This window comes from Pseudoalteromonas sp. 2CM39R (assembly GCF_023161845.1).
In genome coordinates this window covers 41459-55822 of the sequence record NZ_JALNTM010000016.1, presented here as the reverse complement: position 1 = coordinate 55822, position 14364 = coordinate 41459, and the positions used below count along the sequence as shown (strand labels likewise).

Annotated in this window: 16 protein-coding genes; 7 read left to right on the top strand and 9 right to left on the bottom strand. The window is 39.5% G+C overall.

The window, feature by feature from the left end:
• The first annotated feature begins 65 nt into the window (after positions 1-65).
• Entirely contained in the window at positions 66-254 is a 189-nt protein-coding gene (locus tag MTF66_RS28065) for a DUF3185 family protein (RefSeq protein ID WP_054553751.1), read from the top strand.
• Between the two features lie 66 nt (positions 255-320).
• Entirely contained in the window at positions 321-2495 is a 2175-nt protein-coding gene (locus tag MTF66_RS28060) for an exonuclease domain-containing protein (RefSeq protein ID WP_248529318.1), read from the top strand.
• 40 nt (positions 2496-2535) lie between these two features.
• Here the strand turns inward: MTF66_RS28060 and queC are convergent, their stop codons facing one another.
• Positions 2536-3216 (bottom strand): 7-cyano-7-deazaguanine synthase QueC, encoded by a 681-nt coding sequence (gene queC, locus MTF66_RS28055; RefSeq protein WP_228074481.1) that lies wholly within the window; start codon positions 3214-3216, stop codon positions 2536-2538.
• Between the two features lie 122 nt (positions 3217-3338).
• Between queC and queE the strand changes: the two genes are divergently transcribed.
• Positions 3339-4004 (top strand): 7-carboxy-7-deazaguanine synthase QueE, encoded by a 666-nt coding sequence (queE, locus tag MTF66_RS28050; protein ID WP_062566933.1) that lies wholly within the window; start codon positions 3339-3341, stop codon positions 4002-4004.
• 22 nt (positions 4005-4026) lie between these two features.
• Here the strand turns inward: queE and MTF66_RS28045 are convergent, their stop codons facing one another.
• From MTF66_RS28045 to MTF66_RS28035, 3 genes are all read right to left on the bottom strand, one after another.
• The gene (locus MTF66_RS28045) at positions 4027-4512 is read right to left on the bottom strand and encodes a DUF6622 family protein (RefSeq protein WP_248529317.1); all 486 of its coding nucleotides are present in this window, start codon (positions 4510-4512) and stop codon (positions 4027-4029) included.
• A 1267-nt stretch (positions 4513-5779) separates the two neighbouring features.
• Complete coding sequence (bcp, locus tag MTF66_RS28040; RefSeq protein WP_055199277.1) at positions 5780-6259, bottom strand: thioredoxin-dependent thiol peroxidase; 480 nt, start codon at positions 6257-6259, stop codon at positions 5780-5782.
• A 10-nt stretch (positions 6260-6269) separates the two neighbouring features.
• Positions 6270-6803 carry a glycine cleavage system protein R gene (locus MTF66_RS28035; RefSeq protein WP_054553746.1) on the bottom strand — a complete coding sequence of 178 codons (534 nt, stop codon included), beginning with the start codon at positions 6801-6803 and terminating at the stop codon, positions 6270-6272.
• A 368-nt stretch (positions 6804-7171) separates the two neighbouring features.
• Between MTF66_RS28035 and bamC the strand changes: the two genes are divergently transcribed.
• Positions 7172-8233 carry an outer membrane protein assembly factor BamC gene (gene bamC, locus MTF66_RS28030; RefSeq protein WP_058586243.1) on the top strand — a complete coding sequence of 354 codons (1062 nt, stop codon included), beginning with the start codon at positions 7172-7174 and terminating at the stop codon, positions 8231-8233.
• A 71-nt stretch (positions 8234-8304) separates the two neighbouring features.
• Positions 8305-9672 carry a YjiH family protein gene (locus MTF66_RS28025; RefSeq protein WP_054563596.1) on the top strand — a complete coding sequence of 456 codons (1368 nt, stop codon included), beginning with the start codon at positions 8305-8307 and terminating at the stop codon, positions 9670-9672.
• Positions 9673-9705: 33 nt separating this feature from the next.
• On the opposite strand, the gene MTF66_RS28020 is transcribed toward MTF66_RS28025, so the two are convergent.
• Positions 9706-9852 carry a DUF2897 family protein gene (locus tag MTF66_RS28020; protein WP_082389286.1) on the bottom strand — a complete coding sequence of 49 codons (147 nt, stop codon included), beginning with the start codon at positions 9850-9852 and terminating at the stop codon, positions 9706-9708.
• Positions 9853-9891: 39 nt separating this feature from the next.
• Positions 9892-10428, bottom strand: coding sequence for an acyloxyacyl hydrolase (locus MTF66_RS28015; RefSeq protein WP_058586242.1), 537 nt, complete (start codon positions 10426-10428; stop codon positions 9892-9894).
• A gap of 235 nt (positions 10429-10663) precedes the next feature.
• On the opposite strand from MTF66_RS28015, the gene MTF66_RS28010 reads away from it, so the two are divergent.
• Both MTF66_RS28010 and MTF66_RS28005 read left to right on the top strand, forming a co-directional pair.
• On the top strand, positions 10664-11257 hold the full coding sequence (locus tag MTF66_RS28010) for a phospholipid-binding protein MlaC (RefSeq protein WP_248529316.1): 594 nt from the start codon (positions 10664-10666) through the stop codon (positions 11255-11257).
• A gap of 300 nt (positions 11258-11557) precedes the next feature.
• Complete coding sequence (locus tag MTF66_RS28005; protein ID WP_248529315.1) at positions 11558-12895, top strand: ankyrin repeat domain-containing protein; 1338 nt, start codon at positions 11558-11560, stop codon at positions 12893-12895.
• An 84-nt stretch (positions 12896-12979) separates the two neighbouring features.
• On the opposite strand, the gene MTF66_RS28000 is transcribed toward MTF66_RS28005, so the two are convergent.
• The 3 genes from MTF66_RS28000 to arsC are packed head-to-tail and all read right to left on the bottom strand — an operon-like array spanning position 12980 to position 14333.
• On the bottom strand, positions 12980-13435 hold the full coding sequence (locus tag MTF66_RS28000; protein WP_248529314.1) for a DUF2069 domain-containing protein: 456 nt from the start codon (positions 13433-13435) through the stop codon (positions 12980-12982).
• On the bottom strand, positions 13432-13986 hold the full coding sequence (gene wrbA / locus MTF66_RS27995) for an NAD(P)H:quinone oxidoreductase (RefSeq protein ID WP_063528399.1): 555 nt from the start codon (positions 13984-13986) through the stop codon (positions 13432-13434). The genes MTF66_RS28000 and wrbA overlap by 4 nt, the downstream gene beginning before the upstream one ends.
• A complete protein-coding gene (arsC, locus tag MTF66_RS27990; protein ID WP_054563602.1) occupies positions 13986-14333 on the bottom strand; it encodes an arsenate reductase (glutaredoxin) in 348 nt (115 codons plus the stop codon). Before arsC ends, wrbA begins: the two co-directional genes overlap by 1 nt.
• Positions 14334-14364 lie beyond the last annotated feature (31 nt).

Below are 14364 nucleotides of genomic sequence, written 5' to 3'. Positions count from 1 at the left end.
GCGTTTAATATGTGTGCAACACTGAGGTTATCAAAAAGAAATTAATAAAAATAAGGAACAACACGATGGGAAAAATTATAGGTATTGCTTTAATCGTTATTGGTGTGGCGCTAGCCGTATGGGGATATAACGTGTATGACTCTGCAAGTGCGCAAATCAGCCGCACTTTTAGTGGTGATACACCAATTGAAGCTTGGCTCGGTATGGTCGGGGGCGCAATTTGCGCAATTGTGGGTATTTTAAAAGTTAAATAACCGCAAACATTGAAATCAATTAGCTAATACCTGATACTGTATTTATATACAGTGTCGGGTTTGGTTATGAAAACACAACTACCAGCAAAATATTATTTAAGTCACTTCTTTGAGCTTGCTGAATTTATTCAATCTCAGTGCAGGCATCTGCTTTTAGAAGAGCAGCAGTTATTTCTTGAAAAACTCCTTCAGCTTGATGAGCAAAGCTTATGTACTTTGCTGCGTATTTATTCTCGAAAGCCAAAAATCATCGCGTTGTCATCATTAAATTATGAAGAGATCCCTAATCTGCACGGTGCTATTTTTAAGCTAAAGCAGCAAGGGCTGGTGGCACATCCTAGCAGCGATGAATTAGATCTATTGCTTGAGCATTTAACCAAACCAACCCTGTTAACCTTATTAGCAAATGATGAGTTGATGGCAACTCAACCTGATTACAAAAAGTCAGCCAGTAAACAGCGCTTAACCCAACTGTGTAAAGAGCATATTGATCGCAACCACAGTGAATTAGAGTCGTTGTTTAGTCAGTTCGTGGTCAATAGCCGAAGTCAGTATTATGAATACTTTGAGTTTTTACATAGCGGTCGGCTAAGTGGCGGTGATATCAATCATCAAAATCGTTTTGTGATGCGTGATTTAGGAATTGCAAAAGTGCGTGGTGATGTTAGTGAAAGCATATCGCGTTTTCAAACACTAGCCGAAGCACAAACGCATTATCAATTAAATAAGCTGCGAATGCAGTTCAAAGAAAGCGAGTCACACACAGAGTATCAAAACTTAGCCCATACGCTTTTAACCACTAGCTGCGAAGATGAATTAGCCCAGAGTATCAAAAACAAATTACTGATCCGCTTATATAAGCAGCTTAAAGATCATGACTTAGCGTTTGCATTTGAATTACTTGAACACTGTGAAGGCAGTAGTGAAGCACAAGAGTTGGCAATTCGCCAGCGTTACAAACAAGGTGATAAAAACTGGGTTGAAAAAAAGCTTGAGCAAGTTATTCAAGACCCGCTAGATGATGGCATTTTGTATTTTGCAGAAGACTTTTTACAGCGTAAATATAACAAGCAACAACGCTCACGTTTAACACAAATGCTCATTGATACAGAGCATCAATTAGAGGTTGATGATATTTACCGTGGCGATGTAGAGCAAGGAGTGTGTGAGCATTATCAACAGCTTGGTAATACGGCATTTTTTACTGAGAATAATCTTTGGTTGAGTTTCTTTACCTTAACGTTTTGGCAAGAACTCTTTATAGAGACCCCGCATCCGCCGTGTAATGAATTTGATCTATATCCAAAGGTGTTGCTGGCTGATTGTTTTTACACAGTGCAACAAACACAAATAGAACAAAAGCTTGCAAAATTCACTAGCAATGAAGCCTTATATAAATATGTTTGCAAAAACGTAGGGCAGTTTTATGAAGCCCCCAATAGCGTGTTTGTGTGGCACAGCGATATGTTAGAGCCGCTAGAGGTATTAATAAAACACAGCCCGCTTGCAAATTTAAAAGCGCATTTACTGCAAATGACAAAAACCTTTAAGCAGCTCAAAGATGGCTACCCAGACTTGATGGTGCTTAAAGGGGATAAGCTCACCTTTGAAGAAGTGAAAGCCCCTGGTGACAAACTAAGACGCAACCAACTTGTCAGTATTGAGGTGTTAAAACAACATGGCTTTGCAGTGAATATCGTTGCGGTAAATTGGTTTAATGATCCGAATCGTATTTATAGTGTGGTGGATATAGAAACCACCGGCGGCGTACAAGGTAATAATAAAATTACCGAAATTGCGGTTGTGCAGTTACAAGCGGGCGAAGTAATTAAACAATGGGCGAGTTTAATCAATCCCGAGCGCAGTATACCTGCTTTTATCACCAAGTTGACGGGAATAAACGCCGCTATGGTTCGTGATGCGCCACGCTTTGAAGAGGTTGCCGATACACTGCGCTCACTATTAAAAGGCAGCGTATTTGTTGCCCATAATGTAAATTTTGATTACGGCTTTATTCGCAAAGAATACGCTGCACTTGGGCAAGGATTTAAAATGCCAAAGTTATGTACTGTAGTCGAATCACGCAAAGCATTTCCAAAGCTTAAGTCATATTCGCTCGGTAACTTAGCAGCACATTTTGAATTGAATTTAACGAATCATCATAGAGCGTTAGCTGATGCAACTGCCACAGCTGAACTGTTAAATCTGATTCAACAAACACAATCAAAAAAGGCGAGTTAAACTCGCCTATTAAACTTAACCTGTCCCATTCTAAAAAAGGTTATTCGTATTCGATAGGGTCAGTAACGTTATTTAAAGCAAAGGCTTCTAAGCGCTCTTGGCAGGCGCCACATTTACCACAGGCTTTATCGCGGCCGTTGTAACAGGTCCATGTTTGGCTGTAATCAAGACCCATTTTTAAACCGTCTGTCAAAATGTCGATTTTGGTATTGTTTAAGTACGGGCTGAAAATTTCAACAGCGTCGTAATTGGCAATACGGCAAACATCATCCATTTTTTGTACGAACTCAGGGCGACAGTCTGGGTAAATTGCATGATCACCTGAATGGGCACCGTAATAAACTTTACTAGCTTTTAAAGACACCGCATAACCCACAGCAAGTGATAGTAAAATCATGTTGCGGTTAGGCACAATTGTGCTTTTCATGCTTTCTTCTTCGTAGTGACCTTCTGGTACTTCGATATCATCAGTTAGTGATGAGCCACCGATTAACTGGTTGATCGCTGAAATATCAACAATCTTGTGAGAAACACCTAAGTTTTCACATACTTGAGCAGCTACTTTAAGCTCTTTAACATGACGCTGGCCGTAGTCGAACGACAGGGCATATACTTCATGGCCTTGTTGCAGGGCTTTATTTAATACGGTAAATGAATCCATACCGCCGGAATAAATCACAACTACTTTTTGCGTCATATCTGTTTTGCTCTTACTTTTGATAGAGGTTTACTTCAGGGCGCGATATACTACACGGCTCGGGCCTAAATAACAATTTTTGCGCGTGTTTTTGGTTTTTTTGATGGTATGTATTTTATACCGTTGCGTCGTAAGTGAGATGTCTTTTGTACAAAATTAACGAAGTGTTTGAAACAATTCAAGGTGAAGCGAGTTTTACGGGTACACCTTCAATCTTTTTACGTTTACAAGGCTGCCCTGTGGGTTGTGCTTGGTGTGATACAAAACAAACATGGGACGTTGATAACGTATATAAAGTGTCACTTGATGATACCGTTGAGAAAAAAGCAGACTCAGATCATTGGGCAGAAGCAACAGCGGAGCAAGTGTTAGCGCTATTTAAAGACCGTGGCTACAACGCAAAGCATGTGGTGATCACTGGTGGTGAGCCTTGCATGTACGACCTAAATCCAGTGTGTGAATTATTACACGCAAATGGCTATTCGACTCAAATTGAAACCAGCGGTACATTTGAAATTTTAGTCCCTGAGCAGACATGGGTGACTGTATCACCAAAAATTAATATGCGTGGTGGCTATAAAGTATTACGCAGTGCAATGCAACGCGCTGATGAAATTAAACACCCAGTGGCAATGCAAAAGCATGTGGAAGAGCTCGAAGATTTATTCTTAAAAACAGGTGTGAATCCACGTCTGGTCTATTTGCAACCAATTAGCCAAAAGACCTCAGCAACCAAACTTGCCATTGAAACCTGTATTGCAAAGAACTGGCGTTTATCGGTTCAAGTACATAAGTATTTAGGAATTAGCTAGTTTATCTGGCTAGTTCTTAGTATCAGTTTTTTACTTTTAAAACTCTGATTGCTCGAGCGATGAAAGTGCCAGATAAAATGCCGTAAAAAGCGGCAAGTGATAACACGAGAGTAGCATTTGCAAAAAGCTCTGGCTTAATACTTGTTAAAACACCCACCGCATATTTAGTAAAGAAGATAGCCATGATGAATATCATTGGCCACCAACTGCCAGGTACTTTGAAAGACGCGCTTTGAGCTTGATAACTTGCTGATGAAGCAGAAAACAGCAATAAGCCAATGATCGTAGAGCTCAAAACGCCAGCTAGCCACAGCAACATAATCGTTAAGCTATAACCAAAGCTTGAAGTCGCACCAAAAAATGATAAAGCAAGCATACCCAGCGGCAGTATCAATAACGTGGGCTGCTTTACGTAGCGCTCGCGAGTTTGTTGCCAGCCAACAAAAATAAGGCCAACAAACAGACCATAAACCCAAAGTGGTGTGTGAGTTAAAATTTCAATAATCATCTTACATCCTTGTTTTTATTATTTTTAGGAAGTTATTTAATCGTGTCGTTTAAAACGCAGCGCGTGTTCCTATTTTATCTGCTATTTATAAAAGTTTGTCAATTGAGTCATTGGCCTTTAAAAACAAAAAAGCGTTGCACCATGGCAACGCTTTTTTACTATGTTCTCGTAACTCGTAACTCGTAACTCGTAACTCGTAACTCGTAACTCGTAACTACATCCTAACCGACAAAGAAAGTTGATCCAGTGCAAACAAAAATTCCAAGAAAAAATAATATTAATCTCAATATATTGTTTTCAGGCACAGAAGGGATCTTCTGACCTGTATAAGGGGCATATATTATTTTATTAAGAATAAAAGCATATATATATCTATAAAAGTATACAAAGATGCCTAGGCATATTAAAAATTTTTCAATTGGCTCGAAACCGATAACAAAGATCACTCCTAATGAGAACCAAATAACACCCAATAAAATAACTAACTTTTCTTTTAATAGCATAGTTAACGCTCTCTTATTTCGGTAAGCCCTATACTTTTGGGCTCTTGAAAGCACTGCATAAAGGGTTCTAGTTAGGTAACTTGTAGATGAACAATATACTTGTTTTAAACCTAAATTTATTCCTATTTTATCTGCTATTTATATAAGTTTGTCAATTGAGTCAGTGGCCTTAAAAACAAAAAAGCGTTGCACCATGGCAACGCTTTTTTACTATGTTCTTGTAACTCCATCCTAACCAACAAAGAAAGTTGATCCAGTGCAAGAAAAAATTCCAAGAAAAAATAATACTAATCTCAATATTTTGTTTTCAGGCACAGGAGGGATCTCCTGACCTGTGTGAGGGGCATATATGCTTTTATTAAGAATAAAAGCATATATATATCTATAAAAGTATATAAAGAAGCCTAGGCATATTAACAATTTTTCAATTGGCTCGAAACCGATAACGAAGATCACTCCTAATGAGAACCAAATAACACCCAATAAAATAACTAACTTTTCTTTTAATAGCATAGTTAACGATCTCTTTTTCGGTAAGCCCTATACTTTGTGCTCTTGAAGGCACTACTTAAAGCTCTTAGTTAGGTAACTTTTAGATGAAAAATATAATTGTTTTAAACCTAAATTTATTCCTGTTTTACTGCTATTTATATAAGTATGTCAATTGAGTCAGTGGCCTTAAAAACAAAAAAGCGTTGCACCATGGCAACGCTTTTTTACTATGTTCTCGTAACTCGTAACTCGTAACTCGTAACTCGTAACTATCAATTCTGCGCTAAATAGTCCAACACCACCTGATGATGGTCTTTGGTTTTGAACTTATCAAACACATGTTTGATTTTGCCGTCTTGGCCTACAAGGAAGCTTATACGATGAATTCCTTCGTATTCTTTACCCATAAACTTTTTATAGCCCCAAATACCAAAGGCATCAGCAATCGCGTGATCTTCGTCGGCTAATAAATCAAAGTTAAGCTCTTTTTTGGTTTCAAAGTTCTTTAAACGCTTGATTGGATCTGGGCTGATCCCCACAACACGCGTATTTAATTTAGCAAGCTCAGCTTTTTCATCACGTAAGTTCTCTGCTTGTACAGTACAACCTGGTGTTGACGCTTTAGGGTAGAAATAAACCAGTACTTGCTGCTCTTTTAAAAGATCAGCGAGCACGATAGTTTCGTCATTCTGATTTTGTAAGCTAAAAGCAGGGGCTGTATCGCCTGCTTGTAATGGATTAATTGTTTTCATGCTTTGCTCCTTAGCGAATGCGTCTGAAAATATAATCTACGTTCAAACTACGAGAAAGATCTTCAAAGCTCACTTTAAAGTTATCAATATCGACTTCAACAGGAATATTAAACTCTAGTTCGCAGCGCATTTTAAGTTCGTCATCTTCATCGTAAGTGTCTGACTTAAGAGAACAAATGCTGATGTTGTTATCTGCAAAAAAGCGCGTAACTTTACTTAATGTTCCTGGCGTATCAATACCTGTGTATTCGAGGGTGTAACCGGCACAAAATTCACATGCAACATGGCTTGCTGTGCGTTTCATCATGGTTAAAAGACCAAGTTCCATACCTTTAGTTGGCAATGTATGTTCAATACGGCTAATTGCCGACATATCACCTGCTAATAGCATGATAAAGGTAAATTCGTTGCCCAAAATAGCAATGCGACTGTCAATTATATTGCAATGGCAATCACTCACTAACTGAGTTAATTCGCTAACGATACCGGGTCTATCTTCGCCAATCGCAGTGAGCACTATCTGATGATTTGTAAAAGCAGTCATGGAATTTTAAATACCTAGTAAATAACAATACCAATGGATATAAGCTTAAATAAGCTTTGATTTCACGTGAGTTTAATACCGCACGGCGGCGAAGTTTAACATAATTTGCTCCGTTAACGATAGCGGCGATTAATTAAGCCGTGAATAAAGTGCGCTCTTTCTTGTTTTTAGGGGCATCAGAAAGTACCATAGTTAAAATTTTGCAAGGCGATAAGCAATCAAATACGTTACGCTAGCCCAATCTATTCGGGTTTTTTGCATAAAAACAATAAATGTAAAGTTAAAAGTGATTTTACAGTGAACCAAATCGGCATTACCCACTCATATATTTGTTAAAAAAATTAAGGGTTTGCTAAGGAGAAATATCTGTGCAGTATTGGATCTCAAAGGCGCTTGCTGTAAGCGTAATGGTAAGTTTAACAGGGTGCGGTGTTTTTACCGATGAAGCGCACCACAAACGCAATTATCGTGCTAACGAAGCGGTAAAAGCTCCAGCAGGATTAGCGCAACCAGCTCAAGATCCAACTTATAAAATGGATGTTGCGCAATACGACAACAATCCTGAAGCTAAAAACTATCGTCCGCCAGCGCAAGTAATTACCATTGCTCAAGGTACTTGGGTTGAAGAAGGTGACACAGAAGCACGTGTCTATTTTGATAAAAACGATGGTATCGAAGATTTAGATGTATTTATCTGGGACTCTATTAAAGCCGTTCTAGCAGAAAAAAATACCGCCGCTTTAAAAGAAGACAAAGCCTCAAATTCAATTGAAACAGGTTGGTATGCCATTATTAAACCTGAAGAAGGTTGGTTCTGGGAAACTGAAACTGAAGTATCACAACAGCGCTTTATCTTCACAATTGAAGAAAAGTCGCATCAGCGTACAGCTTCGTTAACATCTAAGCTTGCTGATTATAAAAGTGACTCAGTACCGTTAACACCATTACTACAACAACAGCTTGAAGTTCGTGCGTTAAACCAAGTGATCGCAGAGTTTGATTACCGTTACCGTCAACTTGAAGTTGATATGCGTAAACAACAAGGCATTATTTCATTAGAAATGGGCTTTGATAACAAAGGTAATGCGGCACTGGTTACAGAGCAAGATTACAACATGGTGTTTGATCGTTTCTCAGGTTTCTTAGAACGCTTATCTTTCACTATCGTAGAGATTGACCAAGAGCGTGGTTTGATCACGGCTGATTACAAAAAGCCTGAGTCAAGCGTATGGGATTCAATTTGGGGCGAAGAATTATCTGAACTTCCAATTGAAGATGGCCAATACCAAATTCTTGTTAGCCGCACCAATGATGGCGGCACAAGTTTAACTTGGATGGACTCTGAAGGTTCGACATTAGAGCCTGGTACAATGAATGACCTCCAGCAAGCATTAGAAAATGCACTGCGTCAGCGCGGTATCAATATTTAATAATTAAAAAAGTCAAAACCACCACAAAAAGAGCTTAGCCGCTCTTTTTGTGGTTTTTACAGGTTGAAAATATGTCTAACTTAAACACAGCAAATCGCAGTGACTTGCGAACCTTGTTTACCTTTTTCGTTCCTTCACTTATAGGTGTCTTCTTGTTTATGACGCCGGTACCCATAGGTGAAGCAATGACCATTCCGATTGCTGTTATGGCAAAAGCAGTGCAAGAGTGGATTGGCCCATTTGCACTGGGTTTAATTACCAGCATTGTTTGTATCACCGGTATTTTATCTTTAGTGATAAAGTTGTTTAAACCGCAGCCATTACTTAAGTTCTTTATAATTAAACATTTATTTGATGTTAGTTGGCTTTGGTTGAGTGTTCGATTACTGGGTATGGTGTTTATCGTTCTGACCTACACCAAACAAGGGCCAGAAATGATTATTTCCGGTAATACCGGTGCACTGGTGTTAAACGACTTGTTGCCAGTATTGTTTTCTGTGTTTGTTTTAGCGGGCTTACTATTACCATTATTATTAAACTTCGGCTTGTTAGAGCTAGTTGGTACCTTATTAACTAAAGTTATGCGCCCACTTTTTGGTGTGCCAGGCCGAAGTGCGGTTAACTGTGTGGCATCATGGTTAGGTGACGGCAGTGTGGGTATTTTGATGACCGCTCGTCAGTATGAAGACAAACATTATACACAACGCGAAGCGGCTATTATTGGTACGACTTTCTCAGCTGTATCAATTACCTTTTGTTTAGTTGTGATTGGCCAAGTAAAGCTTGAGCACCTTTTCGCACCGTTTTACTTAACAGTGTGTTTAGCAGGTTTAGCCGCAGCGCTAATTGTGCCTCGTTTACCACCGCTACGCTTTAAAAAAGACCTCTATGTAGATGGAACTGAGCCTGATAAAGACGCAGAATCAGTGCCTGAAGGTAAAACACTGGTTTCTCACTCACTTGATGTGGCCCTTGCTAAAGCACGCACTGCACCAGGCTTTGCTGGTACAGTAAAAGAAGGCTTACATAACGCATTTGATATGGTATTTGCAGTATTACCTGTGGTTATGGCTGTGGGCACATTTGCCTTGATTATTGCTGAATATACGCCAATTTTTGAGTATATGGGCAAACCGTTTGTACCATTCTTAGAGCTGTTACAAGTACCAGAAGCTGAAGCTGCCGCACAAACAATTATGGTTGGCTTTGCTGATATGTTTATTCCGTCGATTCTTGCCGCTGGTAGTATCGAAAGTGATGTAACACGCTTTATCGTTGCTGCAATGAGTGTGACGCAATTGATTTATATGTCGGAAGTAGGTGCACTGCTTTTAGGTAGCAAAATCCCAGTTAATATTATCGAATTGTTCTTTATCTTTATTTTAAGAACTTTAGTAACATTACCGGTGATTGTCTTAATGGCACATTGGTTAGTGTAAACTAAGCTGAAATCTTAAATAGAAAAGCCCTGATTATTCATCAGGGCTTTTTTTATCTTCATTATCATCGCTTTTAGGCACTTTGAAGTCCATTTTTGCTGCATGTTTTAGCAACATAAGGTTACCAATTACTACACCAAATACGGCAACAACAATGGCGATAATTTGCCAAGTTTCCATCTTGAAATCCTGCCGATATACACAGCGATATAGTAGCACTTAAAATCGTCTTGCATAAGACAGTGAAATAAAATCAAGGCCAGGGTTAGGGCTTTTGAACCCCGCATTTGAGTAATGTAAATACCTAAGAGCTAAGGTTGAGTCGTCACCTAGGTCTGCAACTAGGCCCAACCTATCCTCAAACTGATAGTGAGTACTAACGTTTTTACCTGCAAAATGGGTGTCATCCAACAGTGAAACGCCAATCCCAAACTCCACATAAACAGGCATGTTTTTCACATTAAATACAGGGTATTGGATCACCGGAGACATAGCTAACACGATATTCGTTTGATGTTTATTGTCTTTGCCATACTGCCAAATATTAAAACTAGACTCGAAGTACAAACGGGCGTGTTGAAAGGGCAGCTTTTCATTGGGGATATGGTATTGGTAGGCCAGCTTTAAGCCTTTTACATCACCTTCACCTTGAATGTAATCAACGGCATAGCCATGGTTTGAAGCAGCATAAGTCGGTGTTGCTAGTAGGGCGGCTACACCTAACATAAGTGCTTTTAGTGGGTGTTTTAGTTTCATCTCGGTACTTCTCATTATGACTGTGAGCAAGTAGATAAGGGCGGGGGTAAGAACTTTTCAATGTGTGTAAAAACACAGAAGCTGTGCACATTCTCATATTTTTTAGCAATTAACTGAAAACTATGGGAAAAATCGATTGGTGCTTAATTGGCATTAAAACGGTGTCGGATTGTTTCTTTTTTTATGGATTTAATATCGGTATATTAGCGAAAATTTTCGTTGAGAGGTGAACACGATGACCAAACTAGTTAACTCATTTTTGCTTATAGCTGCGCTTTTTACTGCAACTGCTTTTGCCAGTGAAGACCGCTCGCCTAAGCAACTATTAGAATCAGTCACAGCAGATTTATTTGTTGATATCGCAAATGTAAATGCAAAAGGCGATGCAAGCTCAGAAGCAATGGCGAACATTGTAGAAAAACGCTTATTGCCGCACATGGATATTAAGTTTGTATCGTATAAGCTTTTAGGTAAGCACATTAAAGGCCTACGCCGTGAGCAAGCCGTTGATTTTATTGCTGCGGTTGAGCATTACTTAACAGTAACTTATGCCGGCGCACTAATGAAATACACAGGCCAAAAAGTTATTTTTGATCAGTCACAACTCATCGACGATGGTTATGCAACCGTTAAAACGCAAATTGTTGATGACAATGCGCCAGCCATCGATTTGCACTTTAAATTACGTCAAGGCAAAGATAAGCAGTGGAAAGTATACGATATCGTTGCTGAAGGTATTTCACTGTTGAGCGCGAAGCAAAAAGAAGTTTTACAACGCATCAGCCAAGTTGGCATTGATGAAGTGACACACGAATTAGCAAGTAAGTAAGTTAGCTTAAAGCTCGATTACCTTCACCTCATCGAGCATTTTAGCTACTTTCAGTCTCCAACCAAGCAGTGAGTACCGTCCATGTGCCGCTGCTTTTCTATTTTCTTTAAAAATCACCTACTTTGCGCTAGCACCTGTAACCCTCTGTGGTAGAATCATGCTACTTTTCTTGTTTACCAAAGTATCTGTTCAGATACTGTGTTATTGGTCGCAATATTAAGCAAACTGTCAGTTAAATTTTGCTATAACTAGTTGCTTAATAAGACATCGAATAATGTGCAGCGGAGTTGTGTTTTTTTAATGGAAAATGTACTGATTTGGCCAAAGGAATACCCGTTACTAATCAAAGGATTAGCTGAGCAAAACGGGGCCTATATTTTAGATGCTTTAGAAGCTTGGCCGGCATGTCGTTCTACTAATGAAGATGACGGTGTGTGTACGACGGTTCTTCCGCCTATTTACTACCTTACTTGGTTGACTCCTCTTGAACCGTTTGAAGAGTGTTATTTCCAACATATTTCTGAGTTTGATGAAGCTGCGTTGCATTATATTAATGCTATGAAAACGCATTTCTTAGAAAACGACTACACCCCTGAAAGTCTTGTTTTAATGTTATGCCAGCGCTTAGAGAAGTATGCTAGCGCATTTGCTCAATCGGCCGTTAAAACCCCTATAACTCTCATCCACCAGTTATTTAATCGTCGCTATTTTACAGTGATTGAACATGTTCTTAATCACGGTGCAAAAATGTCTGCGGACGATGTATTAGAACTGTGGACCGAAGTTGACTTTAGAGAGCGTTTTAGTGGTTTTATTCCAGAATCTGTGGCTGATCTTGAACCATTAACAGCGCTTGCGGCTGAAAAAGTTGCTCACGGTGAAGATTACTTCACCTTACTAAAACTTGTATCACCTGATGTTGATTCAGCATCGTTACTTGAACAAGCTTTACTTGCCCACTTAAGCCACGAAAATGCTAAACAAACCATGGCAAAGCGTTTCATTGAGCAAGGCGCAACAGGTGCTTTAGCTGACGAAAACGGTAAAACAGCATTTATGTGGGCTACTGAAAAAGGCTATGTGAATGTTGTTGAGACAATACTTGAACATCAAGATAAAAAAGCCCAAGACAATAAAGGTAATACAGCATTACATTACGCTGTATTAGCCGAGAATGGACCTTTACTGGTGTTGCTTCTAAAAGCGGGCTATGACTTTAGAGTTCGTAACAACGATGGTCTGAGTTGCTATCGACTAGCAGTTAGCATTAAAGCGGATAACTTAGTGAAGTGCCTTGAGCATGACTTTGGCATTAAGGAGCTTTCGCCAGAAGGGCAGTTTGATCGCGTTAAAAAAGTGCACTTACTCCATGCGATTGTAACTGTGTTACTTCCTGTGCAGTTATTTTTCTTTTTTGACGATAGCATTGCTATTAAAAGTGAGTTAACGCTGAGCTTTACGCTGGTTTCGATCTTATGCTTTTTCTTTGCCACAAGCTTGAAACGCTGTGCGCTTTACCCGCATATTCGCCATCCATGGGGGCTGTTTATTTTAAGGTTGTTCTCATTATTTAGCTTAATTGGCCAAGTGGGTCTGGCAAGTATTGTAGCGCTAGCCACCTTAGCAGAGTTGGTGTGAACGCATAAAAACCAAATAAACTGAAATAAAAAACGGCAACCTAGGTTGCCGTTTTTTGTTTCATTTTTGATAAACGAATCGGTATTATTTGTCGTGCTCATGAGCGGCTTTTTCTTCGGCCAGCTCTTCTTTTAATTTGCGTATCTTAAGGCCAAGCTCTTGTCCGCGATGGCGAGCATAATAGGTGCAGCCAATAAACATCAGACTAGCAAAGGTTAACTCAAGTAATACCCAAATCAGCTGTTCTTGTGCGACCCATAGTAATGTAAATCCATGAATAAAATAGAACATCACGATAAAGTTTGCCCACGCGTAGGTGTAAGGTTTATCTTGAATGATGCCCTTAAGTGGTAACAGCAGAGGCAGTATATAAACAACAAAGATAAAGGCGTTACTGTGTCCTTCTCTTGGGGCAATTAAAAACAGCCAAATTGGCATTAAAACTAATAAGCCGATATAGCCAATCAGCGCAAAACGTTGGAATCGTTTTGTAATTGGTTTTTTGGCAACAGGCTGATTTAGCTTAGGTTCCAAGCTCATTGTAATTTACTCGCAATTAGTGCCAAGCGCTTTCCAACACTTTGGCAAATTTTAATTTCGTCTTTACTTAACACATTGCTGTTATTGCTACCGGCCACATGAGTCGCACCGTATGGCGTACCGCCGGTTTCAGTTGCTAATAACTCAGGTACCTCATAAGGCACGCCAAGCAACATCATGCCGTGATGTAACAACGGCAGTGATAGATTCAACAAGGTAGCTTCGTTACCACCGTGCATACTGCTTGATGACGAAAAAACGCAAGCAGGTTTATCTATCAACTGACCTTTAAGCCATAGATCACTGGTGGTTTCCCAAAAGCTCTTAGCTTGTGAAGCCATCATGCCAAATCGGGTAGGAGTGCCAAAGGCTAAGCCATCACAATTAATTAGATCATCTTTACTGATCACAATATCGTGTGGCTGACGTTTAACAAACGTGCGCAATAAGGCAGTTGCACCTTGTTGCTCAATCGACTCGGCTATCTCATGTGCCATTGCTTCTACAGAGCCATGGCTTGAGTGGTATAGCACAACAATGTTTATAGCCATTAAAGTACGCTTAATACGTTTTCTGGTGGACGACCTAGAGCAGCTTTGCCGTTATTTTCAACAATTGGGCGCTCGATTAGTTTTGGATTGGCAGCCATTGCAGCAATTAATTTGTCTTCGTTTTGTTCGTTTTTAAGCTCAAGCTCTTTGTAGATGTCTTCTTTAGTACGCATTAATTCACGCGCTGAAGTAAAACCCAGTTGGCTAATTAAAGTCGAGATTTGTTGTTCATTAAGCGGTGTTTTTAGGTATTCAACAACACTTGGTTGTACGTTATTGCTTTCTAATAGGGCAAGTGTTTCACGCGATTTTGAACAACGTGGATTATGATAAATAGTCACAGACATAGTGTGTTCTCACATTTAATAATTTGGCTTA